At 70.0% G+C, this 17,030-nt stretch carries 14 protein-coding genes; 12 read left to right on the top strand and 2 right to left on the bottom strand.

Annotated elements, in window-relative coordinates; translation table 11 throughout:
* Positions 1–22 precede the first annotated feature (22 nt).
* The gene (locus tag H4687_RS36720) at positions 23–1,594 is read left to right on the top strand and encodes an alpha/beta hydrolase (protein ID WP_046913378.1); all 1,572 of its coding nucleotides are present in this window, start codon (positions 23–25) and stop codon (positions 1,592–1,594) included.
* 69 nt (positions 1,595–1,663) lie between these two features.
* Positions 1,664–2,209 carry a GNAT family N-acetyltransferase gene (locus tag H4687_RS36715; protein WP_046913353.1) on the top strand — a complete coding sequence of 182 codons (546 nt, stop codon included), beginning with the start codon at positions 1,664–1,666 and terminating at the stop codon, positions 2,207–2,209.
* On the opposite strand, the gene H4687_RS36710 is transcribed toward H4687_RS36715, so the two are convergent.
* The gene (locus H4687_RS36710) at positions 2,206–2,781 is read right to left on the bottom strand and encodes an adenylosuccinate lyase (protein WP_046913354.1); all 576 of its coding nucleotides are present in this window, start codon (positions 2,779–2,781) and stop codon (positions 2,206–2,208) included. The two genes, H4687_RS36715 and H4687_RS36710, sit on opposite strands and share 4 nt — an antisense overlap.
* 372 nt (positions 2,782–3,153) lie before the next feature.
* Here H4687_RS36710 and H4687_RS36705 point away from each other — a divergent pair, with 372 nt between their 5' ends.
* The 10 genes from H4687_RS36705 (at position 3,154) to H4687_RS36660 (ending at position 15,793) form a co-directional block, all read left to right on the top strand.
* Positions 3,154–4,968, top strand: coding sequence for a 3-hydroxyacyl-CoA dehydrogenase family protein (locus H4687_RS36705; protein WP_046913355.1), 1,815 nt, complete (start codon positions 3,154–3,156; stop codon positions 4,966–4,968).
* 394 nt (positions 4,969–5,362) lie between these two features.
* Positions 5,363–6,172, top strand: coding sequence for a TetR family transcriptional regulator (locus H4687_RS36700; protein WP_225966937.1), 810 nt, complete (start codon positions 5,363–5,365; stop codon positions 6,170–6,172).
* 418 nt (positions 6,173–6,590) lie between these two features.
* Positions 6,591–7,928, top strand: a complete 1,338-nt coding sequence (gene ccrA / locus H4687_RS36695) for a crotonyl-CoA carboxylase/reductase (RefSeq protein WP_046913357.1) — start codon at positions 6,591–6,593, stop codon at positions 7,926–7,928.
* Between the two features lie 8 nt (positions 7,929–7,936).
* Positions 7,937–9,985 carry a protein meaA gene (locus H4687_RS36690; protein WP_046913358.1) on the top strand — a complete coding sequence of 683 codons (2,049 nt, stop codon included), beginning with the start codon at positions 7,937–7,939 and terminating at the stop codon, positions 9,983–9,985.
* Positions 9,982–10,941 (top strand): HpcH/HpaI aldolase/citrate lyase family protein, encoded by a 960-nt coding sequence (locus tag H4687_RS36685; RefSeq protein ID WP_046913359.1) that lies wholly within the window; start codon positions 9,982–9,984, stop codon positions 10,939–10,941. Before H4687_RS36690 ends, H4687_RS36685 begins: the two co-directional genes overlap by 4 nt.
* 5 nt (positions 10,942–10,946) lie before the next feature.
* A complete protein-coding gene (locus H4687_RS36680) occupies positions 10,947–11,459 on the top strand; it encodes a MaoC family dehydratase (RefSeq protein ID WP_046913360.1) in 513 nt (170 codons plus the stop codon).
* 2 nt (positions 11,460–11,461) lie between these two features.
* On the top strand, positions 11,462–12,667 hold the full coding sequence (locus H4687_RS36675; RefSeq protein WP_046913361.1) for an acyl-CoA dehydrogenase family protein: 1,206 nt from the start codon (positions 11,462–11,464) through the stop codon (positions 12,665–12,667).
* A 192-nt stretch (positions 12,668–12,859) separates the two neighbouring features.
* Positions 12,860–13,516 (top strand): phosphatidylserine decarboxylase, encoded by a 657-nt coding sequence (locus tag H4687_RS36670; RefSeq protein ID WP_078531507.1) that lies wholly within the window; start codon positions 12,860–12,862, stop codon positions 13,514–13,516.
* A 37-nt stretch (positions 13,517–13,553) separates the two neighbouring features.
* Positions 13,554–14,372 carry a CDP-diacylglycerol--serine O-phosphatidyltransferase gene (pssA, locus tag H4687_RS36665; protein ID WP_046913362.1) on the top strand — a complete coding sequence of 273 codons (819 nt, stop codon included), beginning with the start codon at positions 13,554–13,556 and terminating at the stop codon, positions 14,370–14,372.
* 203 nt (positions 14,373–14,575) lie between these two features.
* Complete coding sequence (locus H4687_RS36660) at positions 14,576–15,793, top strand: alpha/beta hydrolase (protein ID WP_050399360.1); 1,218 nt, start codon at positions 14,576–14,578, stop codon at positions 15,791–15,793.
* 3 nt (positions 15,794–15,796) lie between these two features.
* Here H4687_RS36660 and H4687_RS36655 read toward each other — a convergent pair whose 3' ends face one another.
* Positions 15,797–16,978: a glycerate kinase gene (locus H4687_RS36655; RefSeq protein ID WP_306458980.1), complete on the bottom strand. Its 1,182-nt coding sequence runs from the start codon at positions 16,976–16,978 to the stop codon at positions 15,797–15,799.
* Positions 16,979–17,030 lie beyond the last annotated feature (52 nt).

The following is a 17,030-nucleotide window of genomic DNA, read 5'->3' as shown; positions in this document are numbered from 1 at the left end:
CTCCGTCCTGGGAGGCCTGACGATGAAGAAACGCACAGCTGCTCTGTGCGGTGCCGTCGCCCTGTTGGCCGGAATGGTCACGGCGGTCCCGGCCGGCGCGAGCGGCGCCATGGCCGCCGCCCCGATGGCGAAGCCGGCCTGGAAGAAGTGCGCCACCGCCGACCATCCCAAGCTCCAGTGCGCCACCCTGAAGGTGCCGCTGGACCACGGAAAGCCGAACGGCAGAAAGATCACGCTCGCCCTCTCCCGTGTCCCGCACACCGCGAAGACCTACCAGGGCCCCCTGCTGGTCAACCCGGGCGGCCCCGGTGGCAGCGGCCGCACCCTCGCCGGTTTCGTCGCGTCGTCGCTGCCGAAGAAGGTGGCGGCGCAGTACGACGTCATCGGCTTCGACCCGCGCGGCGTCGGCGCCAGCAAGCCCGCGCTGAACTGCAGGCCGGGCCACTTCGCGGCGGTGCGCCCCGACTCCCTGCCGAGCACCCCGAAGGCCGAGCGGGCCAACCTCGCACGTGCCAAAGCCTTCGCCCAGGCATGCGCCAAGAAGTACGCGGACGTGCTGCCGTACATCGACACGGTCAGCACCGTCCGGGACCTGGACGCCATCCGCGCGGCCCTCGGCGCCAAGAAGATCAACTACTTCGGGTACTCGTACGGCACCTACCTGGGCGCCGTGTACGCCAAGCTCTTCCCGAACCGGGTACGACGCGTGGTGCTGGACTCCGTCGTGGACCCCACGGGGGTCTGGTACGACGGCAACCTCGGGCAGGACCAGGCGTTCAACGACCGCCACCGGGCGCTGATGGCCTGGATCGCCCGGCACGACCGGACGTACCGGCTCGGCACCGATCCGGAGAAGATCGAGGCCAAGTGGTACGCGATGCGGTCGGCGCTGGCCGCGCGCCCCGCGGACGGCAAGGTGGGCGCCTCCGAACTGGAGGACACGTTCATGCCCGGCGGTTACTACGACGGCTACTGGCCCTATCTCGCCGAGGCGTTCGCGGCCTTCGTGAACAAGAAGAACGACGATCCGCTGGTCGAGGCGTACGAGAACTTCGGCGCCGTCGACGCGGCCGGTGACAACGGCTACAGCGTCTACGCGTCGGTGCAGTGCCGTGACGCGCGCTGGACCCGCGACTGGGACGAGTGGCGCGACGACAACTGGGCGATGTACGAGAAGGCACCCTTCATGACCTGGAACAACGCCTGGTACAACGCGCCCTGCGCGTTCTGGCCCACCGCGTCCCTGGACCCCGTGGACGTCTCCAACACCGCGCTGCCGCCGGTGCTGATCCTCCAGGCGACGGACGACGCGGCCACTCCCTACGAGGGTGGGATCGTCACCCACCAGCTGCTGCGCGGGTCCAGCCTGGTCGTCGAGGAGGGCGGCGGGAACCACGGCATCTCGCTGAGCGGCAACGCCTGCCTGGACAAGCACCTGGCGGCCTATCTGACCGACGGCAGGGTGCCGCGCGGCCAGGGCGAGATCGACGCCACCTGCGCGAAGCTCGCCGACCCCGAGCCCCTGAAGAGCAAGGCCGCGTCCGCCTCGTCCCGGGGCACGACGCTGCACGGTCTGCTGGGCTTCCGCGGCTGAGCCGGGGCCGTGGGGGTCCCGCCGGAAAAGCACGGGACCCCCGCAGCCCGCCCCGCCTAGGGTGCCGCCATGAACGACACCCCCCACGACCGCGGCGAACTCCGCGTCCGCGAGATGAACCCGGCCGACTGCCGTCCCGTCGCCGAGATCCGCGTGGGCGGCTGGCGGACCGCGTACGCAGGCCTCGTCCCCTCGTCCCACCTCGACGCCATGGACGTGGAGGAGGACGCCGAGAGGCGCCGCGTGATGCTGGCGAAGGCCGGCAACCCCGTGGTGAACCTGATCGCCGAGCGGGCCGGCGAGATCGTCGGCTGGGCCGCGTACGGCCCCTACCGCGACGGCGAAGTCCGCACCGGGGAGGCCGAGTTGTACGCCCTCTACACCCGCCCGGGACACTACGGCACCGGAGTGGGCACCGCGCTGCTGCGGGAGTCCGCCGCGCGCTGCGAGGCGGCCGGCCACGCCGCGGTGCGCCTGTGGGTGCTGAAGGAGAACGTGCGGGCCCGCCGCTTCTACGCCCACCACGGCTTCACCGCGGACGGCGCCGAGGAGCCGTTCGAGGTGGACGGAACCGAGGTGCCCGAGGTCCGGTACGTGCGGGAACTCGGCGCCTAACGCTGCCGGGGGATGCGTGCCAGCGCCCGCACCGCCGCCTCCGCGAGCGTGGGATGCGCGAGGGCGTCGTTCAGTACGGTCCTGGCGCGGGCGTCCCCGAGGGCGCCCAGCCCGTCCACGCACGCGAGCGCCACCCGGCGGTAGGGATCGTGCGGGTGCAGACGGCGCCGGAGTGTGGTGATCAGCGCCGGGACGGACTCGGGGGCGCGCAGTTCGACGAGGAGGCGCACCGGGTGCAGGGCGTAGGCGACCCGGAGTTCGTTGGTCGCGAGGGCGGCCGCCGCGCGCGCCGTGCGCGGGTCGCCGAGCCGGGCGAGCGCGTAGGCGGCCGAGGCGCAGCGCGGTGGGTCGCGGTGGTTGAGCAGGAGGACGAGGGACTCGAAGGCCCGGCGGTCCCCCGCGACGCCGAGCCGGAACGCGGCCAGCTCCCGCGCCCACAGCGGCTGCCCCTGCTCGACGAGCACGCCCGCCAGTTCGTCCGTGGACTCGGTCCGCACGAGCCGCTCGTATCCCGCCGCGCCGCCCGACTCGCTCCGCACACGCTCCGTGAGTGATCGCAACTCCTCGTCCATGCCGTCGAGCGTACGGGCGCCCGGCGCACTTGGGGGACGTACGTCACAACACACGGGGGCTGGCGCGCTCGTTACCCGCCGGTTAAGCTCAGACGAGCGAGTTACCCACTCGTGTTCGCTCCCGACGGTTTGGTGACGCAGCCGTCGTGAGCACAGTCGGTTCGGTACCTGGAGTACCAGTACGGCTCGGCCTCGGGACAGGGCCGGTCGGTTCAGCCGTTCCCCCGGGCGTGTGCACGCCCCGGGCGACGGCACCGGGCGTGTGCGTTCATCAGCCCGGCACCACCCACACCCGCACGCCACGCGCCGGTTGCGCGCTCTTCGCGCACCCGCGGCGTTTCCCTCAGTCGTCACCTCGTCTGGAGTCCCGCGATGGCCACTCCCCTTTCCGACTCGTCGCTGTCCCCGCAGTCCCCGTTCAAGACGATCGCCGTGGTCGGCCTCGGCACCATGGGCACCGGTATCGCCGAAGTGCTGGCCCGGGCCGGCCGTGAGGTCGTCGGCATCGACCTCAGCGAGGCCGCCGCCGCCCGCGCCGTCGCCGCGCTGGAGACCGCCACCGAGCGTGCCGTGGCCCGTGGGCGCCTCACCGAGCAGGAGCGTGGTGACGCCCTCGCCCGCTTCCGCACCTTCACCGACCTCCAGGCCGCGGCCGACGCCGACCTGGTGATCGAGGTGGTCCCGGAGTCGTACGAGATCAAGCAGCAGGTCTTCCGTGAGCTGGACGCGATCGTGCGTCCGGACGCCGTCCTCGCCACCGGCACCAACGCCCTGTCGGTGACGCGGCTGGCCGCCGAGTCGGCGCGCCCGGAGCGGGTGCTCGGCCTGCACTTCTTCAACCCGGCGCCGGCGATGAAGCTGGTCGAGGTCGTCTCCTCGGTGCTGACCGCGCCCCAGGCCGTCGCCCGGGTCACGGATCTCGCCCTCGACCTGGGCAAGGAGCCCGTCGCGGTCGGCGACCGGCCCGGATTCGTCGCCGACGGACTGCTGTTCGGCTACCTCAACCAGGCAGCCGCGATGTACGAGGCCAAGTACGCCTCCCGCGAGGACATCGACGCGGCGATGCGGCTCGGCTGCGGCCTGCCGATGGGCCCGCTGGCCCTGCTGGACCTGATCGGCGTCGACACCGCGCGCACGGTCCTGGAGGCCATGTACGCGGCCTCGCACGATCGGCTGCACGCCCCGGCGCCGATCCTGCGGCAGCTCAGCGAGGCGGGCCTGACCGGCCGCAAGACGGGGCGCGGCTTCTACTCCTACGAGGCCCCCGGCTCCGCCACCGTCGTGAGGGACGCGCTGACGCCGCTGGACGGGGTCGTCACGGTCCCGGGCCGTACCGTCCGTTCGGTGGGCGTCGCGGGCTCCGGGACCATGGCGTCCGGGATCGCCGAGGTGTTCGCGAAGTCCGGGTACGAGGTCGTGCTGGCCGCCCGCACCGAGGAGAAGGCGCAGGCCGCGAAGGCCCGTATCGGCAAGTCGCTGGCGCGCTCCGTCGACAAGGGGCGGATGACGGTCGAGGCCGCCGCCGAGACCCTGGACCGGATCACCCCGGCCGGCTCCTACGACGCCTTCGCGGACGTCGATCTGGCGCTGGAGGCCGTGGCCGAGGACCTGGAGGTCAAGCGGCAGCTGTTCGCGACCTTCGACAAGGTCTGCAAGCCGGGCGCGATCCTGGCCACCACCACCTCCTCGCTGCCCGTGGTCGCCTGCGCCCGCGCCACCTCGCGCCCGCAGGACGTGATCGGGATGCACTTCTTCAACCCGGCGCCCGCGATGAAGCTGGTCGAGGTGGTCCGCACGGTCCTGACCGCCGACGACGTGCACGCCACCGTCCGCGAGGTGTGCGCGAAGGTCCGCAAGCACCCGGTGGACTGCGGGGACCGGGCCGGTTTCATCGTGAACGCGCTGCTGTTCCCGTACCTGAACAACGCGATCAAGATGGTCCAGGAGCACTACGCGACGCTGGACGACATCGACGCGGCCATGAAGCTGGGCGGCGGCTACCCGATGGGCCCGTTCGAGCTCCTGGACGTGGTCGGCCTGGACGTCTCGCTGGCCATCGAGAAGGTCCTGCACCGCGAGTTCCGCGATCCCGGACTGGCCCCGGCGCCGCTGCTGGAGCACCTGGTGGCCGCGGGCTGCCTCGGCCGCAAGACGGGCCGTGGCTTCCGCGAACATGCCAAGCGCTGAGCGGGCGGACGACGGGATCGGAGCGCCCCCGGGCCCGGCGTCCTGGTCGGGCCCGCCCGGGGTGCCCCGGGCGGGCCGGTCGACGGCGGACGCCGATCCGGTGCGCCGGCCGACGGTGGCCGACGGCCCGGCGGACCGGCCGAGGTCCAAGACCGCTCCCGCCGACCGCCCCGCAGTCGGCGGGACCGGTCCTCCGGGTCCGTCGGGGGCGGGCACGGACTGGGGCGGGCTGCTCGTCCCGGGCAGCCGTTCTACGCCGGCCCGCTCCGCCGCCTCCGCGTCCGGCCCCTGCGCCGCTCCCCCGCCCGCCCACCTGGTCACCTCCTCGTCCGAGCGGGACGGGGGGATGGCCGGACACGCGCGCTCTCCTGCACGGATGCAGTACGTTCGGGGCATGTCCCAGCCCGCCAAGTCCTCACGTACACCAGCTGCGCCCGACGCTCCGGAGAGCGCCGCGGGAAGTCGCGCCGCCGCCCAACGCCTCAAGATGCGCCGGGAACTGGCGGCCGCGGCCATGGAGCTGTTCTCGACCAAGGGGTACGAGGCGACCACCGTCGACGAGATCGCGGCGGCGGCCGGGGTCGCCCGCCGCACCTTCTTCCGCCACTTCCGCTCCAAGGAAGAGGCGATCTTCCCGGACCACGACGACACCCTGATCCGGGCCGAGGCGGTGCTCAACGCGGCACCCCAGCACGAGCACCCGCTCGACACGGTGTGCCGCGGCATCAAGGAAGTCATGAAGATGTACGCGGCCCGGCCGGAGATCTCGGTCGCCCGCTACAAGCTGACGCGTGAGGTCCCCACCCTGCGGGAGGCGGAGATCGCCTCCGTGGCCCGCTACGAGCGCCTGTTCACCCGTTATCTGCTGGGTCACTTCGACGAGAACGCCCACCACGACGCCGGCAACGACGATCCGCTGCTCGCCGAGGTGGCCGCCTCCGCGGTCGTCACCGCGCACAACCACGTACTGCGCCGGTGGCTCCGCTCAGGTGGGCAGGGCGACGTGGAGACCCATCTCGACCACGCCTTCGCCATCGTGCGCAGGACGTTCGGCACGGGCACGGGCGCCGGCCGCACCCTGGCACCCGAGCCGGCCGCCGCGACGGCCTCCGCCCACGGCGAGGTCCTGGTGACGGTCGCCCGCACCGACGCCCCCCTCGACGAGGTCATGCGGACGATCGAAGAGGCACTCCGGGACCGCTGAACCCGATCCGGACCACGTTCTACTCATCGGTAACTGTGAGGACGGCCACCCTGCGGGGTGGCCGTTTTGCCATGTCAGAGGCCCTTTTGGCCTGCCCTCTGATCGATCATCGCTCACGTGTTACGTAAAGATTTCACCTGAGCGAACTTTCTGGCACTCGGTGCCTTGCGGGGTGACACGGCGTGCCATACGTTGAAGGAGTCCGGGCGGCCGGCGTGCAGAGAACTCCCGTACGCCGGCTGTCCCCGCAGACCACGGTCCGCGCGCCCGGACGCCTGCGTCACAGGCACCCTCCGCGCCACAAAGCGCCGCCGTAGCACCACCTCCGCCGAACCGACGGCACCACTCCCACCAGCAGCACCCGACGTAACCCTCAACAGCGTCTTCCCTCAGGACGCTCGTCGCCGGAGGCACCACCGTGAAGGAAATCCTGGACGCGATCCAGTCGCCGGACTCCACGTCGGCCGACTTCGCCGCTCTGCCGCTCCCCGAGTCGTACCGCGCGATCACCGTGCACAAGGACGAGACGGAGATGTTCGCGGGGCTCACCACCCGCGACAAGGACCCCCGCAAGTCGATCCACCTCGACGAGGTCCCGCTCCCGGAGCTGGGCCCGGGTGAGGCCCTGGTGGCCGTCATGGCCTCCTCGGTCAACTACAACTCCGTGTGGACCTCGATCTTCGAGCCGCTGTCCACCTTCGGGTTCCTGGAGCGCTACGGCCGCACCAACGAGCTGGCCAAGCGCCACGACCTGCCGTACCACATCATCGGCTCCGACCTCGCGGGCGTCGTCCTGCGCACCGGCCCCGGCGTCAACGCCTGGAAGCCCGGTGACGAGGTCGTCGCGCACTGCCTCTCCGTCGAGCTGGAGTCCTCCGACGGCCACAACGACACGATGCTCGACCCCGAGCAGCGGATCTGGGGCTTCGAGACCAACTTCGGCGGGCTCGCCGAGATCGCGCTCGTCAAGTCCAACCAGCTGATGCCGAAGCCCGACCACCTCAGCTGGGAGGAGGCCGCCGCCCCGGGGCTGGTGAACTCCACCGCCTACCGGCAGCTGGTCTCCCGCAACGGCGCCGGCATGAAGCAGGGCGACAACGTGCTGATCTGGGGCGCCAGCGGCGGCCTCGGCTCGTACGCCACCCAGTTCGCGCTGGCCGGCGGGGCCAACCCGATCTGTGTCGTCTCCAGCGAGCAGAAGGCGAACATCTGCCGCTCGATGGGCGCCGACGCGATCATCGACCGCACCGCCGAGGACTACAAGTTCTGGAAGGACGAGACCACCCAGGACCCCAAGGAGTGGAAGCGCTTCGGCAAGCGCATCCGCGAACTCACCGGCGGCGAGGACATCGACATCGTCTTCGAACACCCCGGCCGCGAGACCTTCGGGGCGAGCGTCTTCGTCACGCGCAAGGGCGGCACCATCACCACCTGCGCCTCGACCTCGGGCTACATGCACGAGTACGACAACCGCTACCTGTGGATGTCGCTGAAGCGGATCATCGGCTCGCACTTCGCGAACTACCGCGAGGCGTGGGAGGCCAACCGCCTCATCGCCAAGGGCAAGATCCACCCGACGCTGTCGAAGGTCTACTCCCTGGAGGAGACCGGGCAGGCCGCGTACGACGTGCACCGCAACCTCCACCAGGGCAAGGTCGGCGTCCTCGCGCTGGCCCCCGAGGAGGGCCTGGGCGTCCGCGACCACGACAAGCGCGCCCGGCACATCGACGCCATCAACCGCTTCCGGAACATCTGAGGTCCACGATGAGCGAGCGTCAGCCCGCCGAGGGCAGGCAAGCCAAGGACCGGCCGTGGCTCATGCGCACGTACGCCGGTCACTCCACGGCCGAGGCGTCCAACGAGCTGTACCGGCGCAACCTCGCCAAGGGGCAGACGGGTCTGTCGGTCGCCTTCGACCTGCCGACCCAGACCGGCTACGACTCCGACCACATCCTCGCCCGCGGCGAGGTCGGCCGGGTCGGCGTCCCGGTGGCCCATCTCGGTGACATGCGCAGGCTGTTCCAGGACATCCCCCTGGACCAGATGAACACCTCGATGACCATCAACGCCACCGCCATGTGGCTGCTGGCGCTCTACCAGGTCGTCGCCGAGGAACAGGGTGTGGACATCACCCGGCTCCAGGGCACGACCCAGAACGACATCGTCAAGGAGTACCTGTCGCGGGGCACCCATGTGTTCCCGCCGGGACCCTCGCTCCGGCTGACGACGGACATGATCGCGTACACGGTCTCCCACATACCGAAGTGGAACCCGATCAACATCTGCAGCTACCACCTGCAGGAGGCCGGGGCCACGCCGGTGCAGGAGATCGCGTACGCGATGTCCACGGCGATCGCGGTGCTGGACGCCGTGCGGGACTCCGGGCAGGTCCCGGCCGAGAAGTTCGGTGACGTCGTCGCCCGTATCTCGTTCTTCGTGAACGCGGGCGTCCGCTTCGTCGAGGAGATGTGCAAGATGCGCGCGTTCGGCCGCATCTGGGACCGCATCACCCGCGAGCGCTACGGCATCGAGAACGCCAAGCAGCGGCGCTTCCGGTACGGCGTCCAGGTCAACTCCCTCGGTCTGACCGAGGCGCAGCCGGAGAACAACGTCCAGCGGATCGTCCTGGAGATGCTGGCCGTGACCCTCTCCAAGGACGCGCGGGCCAGGGCGGTCCAGCTGCCGGCCTGGAACGAGGCCCTCGGGCTGCCCCGGCCGTGGGACCAGCAGTGGTCGCTGCGGATCCAGCAGGTGCTGGCGCACGAGAGCGATCTGCTGGAGTACGAGGACATCTTCGAGGGCTCGCACGTCATCGAGGCGAAGGTGACCGAGCTGGTCGAGCAGTCCTTCGCCGAGATCGAGCGGATCCAGGAGATGGGCGGCGCGATGGCCGCCGTCGAGTCCGGCTACCTCAAGTCGCAGCTGGTCTCCTCGCACGCCGAACGCCGGGCCCGGATCGAGTCCGGCCAGGAGAAGATCGTCGGCGTCAACGTCTTCGAGTCGACGGAGCCGAACCCGCTGACCGCCGACCTGGACGCGGCGATCCAGACCGTCGACCCGGCGGTCGAGGCCCGGGTGATCACATCGCTGCGGAACTGGCGTGACACCCGCTACCAGCCGCCCTTCAACCACCCGCGCCCGTGCAAGGCGCTGGAGCGGCTGAAGGAGGCCGCGAAGGGCACCGGCAACCTCATGGAGGCCACCCTGGAGTGCGCCCGCGCCGGGGTCACGACCGGCGAGTGGGCCGGTGCCCTGCGGGAGGTGTTCGGGGAGTTCCGGGCGCCGACCGGGGTGTCGTCGGCCCCGGTGGCCGTCTCCGCCGAGGAGGGCTCGGCCATGTCGGTGGTCCGCCGCAAGGTGGAGCTGACCGCGAAGGACCTCAACGTCGGCAAGCTCCGCTTCCTGGTCGGCAAGCCGGGTCTGGACGGGCACTCCAACGGGGCCGAGCAGATCGCCGTACGGGCCCGCGACGCGGGCTTCGAGGTGGTCTACCAGGGCATCCGGCTCACCCCGGAGCAGATCGTGGACGCGGCCCTCGCCGAGGACGTGCACGCGGTCGGGCTCTCCATCCTCTCCGGCTCGCACGCCCAGCTGGTCCCGGACGTGCTGGAGCGGCTGCGCGAGGCGGGCGCCCACGACATACCCGTGATCGCCGGCGGGATCATCCCGAACGCGGACGCCGCGCAGCTCAGGGCCGCCGGAGTGGCCGCCGTGTTCACCCCGAAGGACTTCGACATCACCGGGATCATCGGCCGTATCGTCGACGAGATCCGCAAGGCCAACAAGCTCGACCCCCTGGAGGTCCCCGCATGACCGTCAACCGTCTGCGTCCGCGCCGCTCGTGTCTCGCGGTCCCCGGAAGCAACCCCCGCTTCCTGGAGAAGGCGCAGGGCCTCCCGGCGGACCAGGTCTTCCTCGACCTGGAGGACGCCTGCGCCCCCCTCGCCAAGCCCGAGGCGCGGCACACCATCGTCAAGTTCCTGAACGAGGGCGACTGGACCGGCAAGACGCGGGTCGTGCGGGTCAACGACTGGACGACGGAGTGGACGTACCGCGATGTCGTGACGGTCGTGGAGGGCGCCGGGCAGAACCTCGACTGCATCATGCTGCCGAAGGTGCAGACGGCCCAGCAGGTCGTCGCCCTCGACCTGCTGCTGACGCAGATCGAGAAGACCATGGGCTTCGAGGTCGGCAGGATCGGCATCGAGGCGCAGATCGAGAACGCGCAGGGCCTGAACAACGTCAACGAGATCGCGACGGCCTCCCAGCGCGTGGAGACGATCATCTTCGGCCCGGCCGACTTCATGGCCTCGATCAACATGAAGTCGCTTGTCGTGGGCGAGCAGCCGCCCGGCTACCCGGCGGACGCCTACCACTACATCCTGATGAAGATCCTGATGGCCGCCCGCGCCAACGACCTCCAGGCGATCGACGGCCCCTACCTGCAGATCCGCAACGTCGACGGTTACCGCGAGGTCGCGCGGCGCGCCGCCGCGCTCGGTTTCGACGGCAAGTGGGTGCTGCACCCGGGCCAGGTCGAGGCGTCCAACGAGATCTTCTCGCCCTCGCAGGAGGACTTCGACCACGCCGAGTTGATCCTGGACGCCTACGACTACTGCACGTCCGAGGCGGGCGGCAAGAAGGGCTCGGCGATGCTCGGCGACGAGATGATCGACGAGGCGAGCCGCAAGATGGCCCTGGTCATCTCCGGCAAGGGGCGGGCCGCCGGCATGCGGCGGACGTCGAAGTTCGAGATCCCGGAGGCCTGAGCGCGATGCAGTTCGGACGCACCTACGAGGAGTTCGAGGTCGGGGCGGTCTACAAGCACTGGCCCGGGAAGACGGTCACGGAGTACGACGACCACCTCTTCTGCCTCCTCACCATGAACCACCACCCGCTCCACATGGACAGCAACTACGCCGAGAAGACGACCGACTTCGGCCAGAACGTCGTGGTCGGCAACTACGTGTACTCGCTGCTGCTGGGCATGTCCGTGCCGGACGTCTCCGGCAAGGCGATCGCCAACCTGGAGATCGAGTCGCTGCGGCACGTGGCGCCGACCTTCCACGGCGACACGATCTACGGCCAGACGACCGTGCTCGACAAGTGGCCGTCCAGGTCGAAGAACGACCGCGGGATCGTCCACGTCGAGACCAAGGGCTACAAGCAGGACGGCACGCTGGTGTGCGTGTTCCGCCGCAAGGTCATGGTGCCGACCGAGACGTACATCAAGGAGCGCGGCGGCGAGCAGCCGGGCCGCCCCGAGCTCAGGGAGCAGGAGAAGTAGCCATGGCACGACTCGCCCAGACCCACGGCCTCACGGACGTCCAGCAGGAGATCCTGTCCACCGTCCGTGACTTCGTGGACAAGGAGATCATCCCGGTCGCGACCGAGCTGGAGCACCGGGACGAATACCCGCAGCAGATCGTCGACGGACTCAAGGAACTCGGCCTCTTCGGCCTGATGATCCCCGAGGAGTACGGCGGTCTGGGCGAGTCCCTCCTCACCTACGCGCTGTGCGTGGAGGAGATCGCCCGGGGCTGGATGTCGGTGTCCGGCATCATCAACACGCATTTCATCGTCGCGTACATGCTGAAGCAGCACGGCACGCAGGAGCAGCGGGACCATTTCCTGCCGAGGATGGCGGCCGGTGACGTCCGGGGCGCGTTCTCGATGTCGGAGCCGGGTCTCGGCTCCGATGTGTCGGCGATCACGTCCAAGGCGGTCAAGGACGGCGACGAGTACGTCCTGAACGGTCAGAAGATGTGGCTGACGAACGGCGGAACGTCAACACTCGTCGCCGTTCTCGTCCGAAGTGACGAAGGACACCCGGAGGGCACGGCCCCCCACAAGTCGATGACGACCTTCCTGGTCGAGAAGGAGCCCGGCTTCGGAGAGGTCCGCCCCGGCCTCACCATTCCCGGGAAGATCGACAAGATGGGCTACAAGGGCGTCGACACGACCGAGCTCATCATGGACGGACTGCGCATTCCGGCCAATCGTGTACTGGGCGGCACCACCGGCCGAGGGTTTTACCAAATGATGGACGGCGTCGAGGTGGGCCGGGTGAATGTGGCCGCACGTGGCTGCGGTGTCGCTCAGCGTGCCTTCGAACTCGGCGTCCGGTACGCCCAGCAGCGCCACACCTTCGGCAAGCAGATCGCCCAGCACCAGGCGATCCAGTTCAAGCTGGCCGAGATGGCTACCAAGGTCGAGGCCGCGCATGCGATGATGGTGAACGCAGCGCGCAAAAAGGACTCGGGTGAACGAAACGACCTCGAAGCAGGGATGGCGAAGTATCTCGCCTCCGAATACTGCAAGGAAGTCGTCGAGGACGCTTTCCGGATCCACGGCGGTTACGGCTTCTCCAAGGAGTACGAGATCGAGCGCCTCTACCGAGAGGCACCGATGCTGCTGATCGGTGAAGGTACCGCCGAAATCCAGAAAATGATCATCGGTCGTCGACTGCTCGAGGAGTATCGGTTCCAGGGTTAGTCAAGGGCTGGTCGAGGGCCGGTTGTCCGCTTGGGGGTGTTTTCTTCGAGAAGAAGATCACACCCCGTCAGCACGTTCCGGCTGTCGACTCGGCTTCCTGGCTTGCCCAGTTGCGGTCCGCGACCGGTACGATTCCCAGGAAAGCCGCCGTCCCCAGTCACCGCGCGGCATCATCCGCTACGAAGGTCATCCATGCCCCACAGCCAAACCTCTGCACCTCGCGACAGCCTTGCCGGTGTACGGCTCGCGCGCGGAGCATCGCCGTGGCTTCTCCCGACCGTCGCCACCGCAGCACTCAGCCTCGCCCGTTCGCGCCGCTCCGGTGCCGCGCGGGCGGTGGCCGTACCCGCCACCGCGCTGGCGGCGGGCATGCTGTGGTTCTTCCGCGACCCCGAGCGTGAGATCGCCCAGGGCCGGGTCATCTCGCCCGCCGACGGAGTGGTGCAGAGCATCATGCCGTGGAAGGACGGCCGCACCCGCGTCGCGATCTTCATGAGCCCGCTCAACGTCCACGTCAACCGGGCACCGCTGTCCGGCACGGTGACGTCGGTCGAGCACATCCCGGGCGGGTTCGTACCGGCGTTCAACAAGGAGAGCGAGAACAACGAGCGCGTCGTCTGGCACTTCGACACCGAACTCGGTGACATCGAGATGATCCAGATCGCCGGCGCCGTGGCTCGCCGTATCGTCCCGTACATCCCCGAGGGCACCAAGGTCGAGCAGGGTGACCGGATCGGGCTGATCCGCTTCGGCTCGCGCGTCGACATCTACCTGCCCGAGGGTGTGGAGATCGACGTCGAGGTGGGGCAGAAGACCGTGGCTGGGGTGACTCGCATTGACCGTGACTGATCCTGAGACCCAACCCGGCCAGACCGGGGCGGGCTGGGTGCCCGAGGTCGACGTGGAGGACGACGCGGAGGAGATGCCGCTGTCGCTCCGGCTGTCGATAGCGGACACCCTCACCCTGGGCAACGCCACGTGCGGCTTCATGGCGGTGTACTTCACGACCACCGGCATCCTGATCCCGCACCTCACCGGCAGCCAGGAGACGGGCATGGCCCGCCACAGCGCGGCCACCGCCGTGATCCTGATGCTGTGCGCGGCGATCTTCGACCTCTTCGACGGGCTGGTGGCGCGCAAGCTCCGCTCCTCGCCGATGGGCGCGGAGCTGGACAACCTCTCCGACCTGATCAGCTTCGGCCTGGCGCCGGCGTACTTCGTCCTCGTCTACGGCATGGTCGCGAACGACGCGCACCAGCGGGTGGCGGCGGTGGGGGCGATCGTCGTCTTGCTGGCCGTGGTGCTGAGGCTCGCGAGATTCTCCTGCGTGACGGTGAAGGACGGCACCTTCCAGGGCATGCCCTCGCCGTTCGGCGCGCTGACCGTCGTGTCGATCGTGCTCCTGGAGCTGCCCTTCGAGGCGACCCTCCTGGCGATCATCGGCACGGCGTGGCTGATGGTGAGCCGGGTCGAGTACCCGAAGCCGCGAGGTCCGCTCGCGGTGGCGATGCTCTCCTGGATCGTCCTGTCGATGGGCCTGCTGCTGGCCTGGGCGTTCGACGCCCCCGGCGGTCAGTTCCTCCTCCAGACCGGCTGCGCCCTGCAGCTCGTCCTGGGCGCGGTGATCCCGCTGTTCGCCACGGCACGCCGGGTGAACAACTTCCGCGGCAACCGACGCGAGGCCCGCGCGGCCCAGCTGCCCTGACCTTCGCTTCAGCACCGACGGGTGTGGCCCGAGCCTTCTTTGGCTCGGGCCACACCCGTTTCGGGTTCAAGGGCGTCCGCGGTGTGCCCTTGACGGGTCAACTACCTGGTGTGGGGGCCGAGTTGCTGGGGGTGAGGAAGAGGTGGACGGTGGAAAGGGAGATTTCCCACCACTTGTCCGCCTTGGACCGTCAGGAGATGGTCATGACCAGATACGACGAGCACAAGGTCAAGCACAGGTCGACGATGCCGGCGACCGACGGCGTGGAGATCGAGCTGCCCGTCCGGGAGTACGACGGCACCCCCGGCAACGGACACGCGCACGACCGTGAACCGGTGCTGATGCTGCATGGCAGGAGCGTGCCGGAGCTGGCGGGCTTCGACCTGTCGCCGGTACCCGGCGGCGACCCCGACCGGTACAGCTGGGCACAGGAACTGGCGGCGGCCGGATACGACGTCTTCCTCGTGGATCTCCAGGGCTCCGGTCGGTCGCCCCGTCCGGGCCAGATGGACGATCCGTACAACACCAACCCGGCGCAGCAGCAGCCGGTCCTCGTCGACCACACCATCCCGACGCCCGGCCAGCCGACGTACAAGTCCGAGCTCGGCAACGCGGAGAGTGACGCGGCGGAGCTGGCGACGGTGGTGCGGTTCATCAAGTCCCAGGTCGGACCCGGCCGGCGGATCCGCTTCGTGGGCTGGTCCGCTGCCTCGTTCGTCATGGGCCCCTACACCCTCCAACACCCCGAGGACGTCGAGAGCATGTTCCTGCTCGCTCCGATGTTCCCGCCACGGGGACGGTGGTCGGGCAAGCCCGAGGCGCCCTTCGGACGCCCGCCGGGGGTCACGTCACTGCCCGTGGGCAAGCCGGCCAACCAGTTCGGCTTCCCGATGCACGTCACCAGCAAGAGCGGATTCGCCAAATCGCTGACCGGCACCCCGTCCCTGTGGGAGCCCGGCATCGACGAGCTGGCCTGGGCGGCCTGCATGGAGGACGACCCCGTCGCCAGTAAGTGGGGCCCCCTCACGAACGGCGAACACGAGGGTGTCCTGCGGTACCGGAACACCTACTGGTGGGGCTGGAACAGCAAGACCGCGCCGCACAAGAGCGAGGGCCGGTACGTGCTCGGCGACAGGGTCCCCGTGCTCATCGCCTATGGGGAACTGGACCGGACGGCCAACAGCTCGACGTCGATGCCCGACGACCTGTACTTCTCAGTCCCGGATCTCTACGCGGCCATCGGGGGCACGAAGAAGCTGATGTTCTGCTTCGAGGGATCCAGCCACTCCCTGGTCTGGGAGACCACCGCCCAGGCCATCCACCACTTCTCGAAGCACTGGTTCAAGAACGGCAAGGTGGAGGGCCTGAGCAGCGGCAAGTACTTCAGGGAACTGGACGGCAACCTGATCCCCCTGCCGTAGCCGTCAGGCGAGGAAGTCCCGGCCGATCTGTTCGGCCACCTGCTCCAGGATCGGGCCGGGATCGGCGAGGCAGCGCGCCACGTCCGGCTCGACCTCCGTGAGCGGATACGCCCGGCGGATGCCCGCGCGCCCCAGCGCCTCCGGCCGGAGGGCCAGGCGGCCGCAGACCGCCACGACCTCCTTGCCGGCGGCGCGGGCGGCCGCCGCGACGCCCGCGGGGGCCTTGCCGTGGAGGGTCTGTTCGTCGAGGGACCCCTCGCCGGTGATCACCAGGGTCGCCTTCTCCAGCGCCGCCGCGAAGCCGAGGACGTCGAGCATGACCTCGATGCCGGGGCGGAACCGGGCGCCGAGGACGAGGGCGCCGAAGCCGATGCCGCCGGCGGCGCCCGCACCGGGCGCGAGGGAGTGTTCGGCGGCCCGTCCGCCGAGGGTCTTCGCCAGGACGGCCGCCAAGTGGGCCAGGTTCGCGTCGAGCGTCGCCACGTCCTCGGGGCTCGCGCCCTTCTGCGGCCCGTACACGGCGGGCGCACCCTTCGGCCCGGTCAGTGGGTTGTCGACGTCGCTGGCGAGGACGAGGTCGATCGCCGCGAGCCGCTCGTCGAGGCCCGACAGGTCCGCCGTCACCAGGTCGCGCAGACCTCCGCCGCCGGGCCCGACGGGCTCCCCCGCCGCGTCCAGGAAGCGGGCCCCGAGCGCGGCGAGCATGCCCGCGCCGCCGTCCGTCGTCGCGCTGCCGCCCACGCCGAACACGATCGTCCGGGCGCCCGCGTCGAGAGCGGCGCGCAGCAGTTCCCCGGAGCCGTAGGTGGAGGCGGTGAGCGGGGCGAAGGTCCCGGCGGGCAGCCGCTGCAGGCCGCTCGCCTCCGCCATCTCGACGACGGCCGTGCCGTCGCGCAGGGCGTACGCGGCGGTGACGGGCTCACCGAGCGGACCGGCGACCCGTACCTCGCGCTGTTCGAAGCCGGCGGCGACCGCCGCGGCCACGGTGCCGTCACCGCCGTCGGCGACCGGCAGGGCCTCCACCGCCAGCTCGGGCCGGACCCGGCGCAGGCCCGCCGTGACCCGCTCGGCGACCTGGACCGCCGTCAGCGTGCCCTTGAACTTGTCCGCGGCGATCAGCACCCGCGGGACTGCCGTGTCCGTGTCGATGGACGTACCGATCCCGTCCACTGCGGCGTTCGCCACCTTGCGTTCCCCTCGCTCGTCGGGCCTTGCGCACGTCAAGGCAGTCGCGCCG

It is taken from the genome of Streptomyces stelliscabiei (genome assembly GCF_014873495.1).
GTDB lineage: Bacteria > Actinomycetota > Actinomycetes > Streptomycetales > Streptomycetaceae > Streptomyces > Streptomyces bottropensis.
Note: the sequence above shows the minus strand (reverse complement) of the source record. Positions and strands in the feature narration are given on the sequence as shown.

Coding starts and splice junctions, on each gene's coding strand:
- H4687_RS36720 (WP_046913378.1), top strand. CDS start 23: ATGAAGAAACGCACAGCTGCTCTGTGCGGTGCCGTCGCCCTGTTGGCC.
- H4687_RS36715 (WP_046913353.1), top strand. CDS start 1,664: ATGAACGACACCCCCCACGACCGCGGCGAACTCCGCGTCCGCGAGATG.
- H4687_RS36710 (WP_046913354.1), bottom strand. CDS start 2,781: ATGGACGAGGAGTTGCGATCACTCACGGAGCGTGTGCGGAGCGAGTCG.
- H4687_RS36705 (WP_046913355.1), top strand. CDS start 3,154: ATGGCCACTCCCCTTTCCGACTCGTCGCTGTCCCCGCAGTCCCCGTTC.
- H4687_RS36700 (WP_225966937.1), top strand. CDS start 5,363: ATGTCCCAGCCCGCCAAGTCCTCACGTACACCAGCTGCGCCCGACGCT.
- H4687_RS36690 (WP_046913358.1), top strand. CDS start 7,937: ATGAGCGAGCGTCAGCCCGCCGAGGGCAGGCAAGCCAAGGACCGGCCG.
- H4687_RS36685 (WP_046913359.1), top strand. CDS start 9,982: ATGACCGTCAACCGTCTGCGTCCGCGCCGCTCGTGTCTCGCGGTCCCC.
- H4687_RS36680 (WP_046913360.1), top strand. CDS start 10,947: ATGCAGTTCGGACGCACCTACGAGGAGTTCGAGGTCGGGGCGGTCTAC.
- H4687_RS36675 (WP_046913361.1), top strand. CDS start 11,462: ATGGCACGACTCGCCCAGACCCACGGCCTCACGGACGTCCAGCAGGAG.
- H4687_RS36670 (WP_078531507.1), top strand. CDS start 12,860: ATGCCCCACAGCCAAACCTCTGCACCTCGCGACAGCCTTGCCGGTGTA.
- H4687_RS36660 (WP_050399360.1), top strand. CDS start 14,576: ATGACCAGATACGACGAGCACAAGGTCAAGCACAGGTCGACGATGCCG.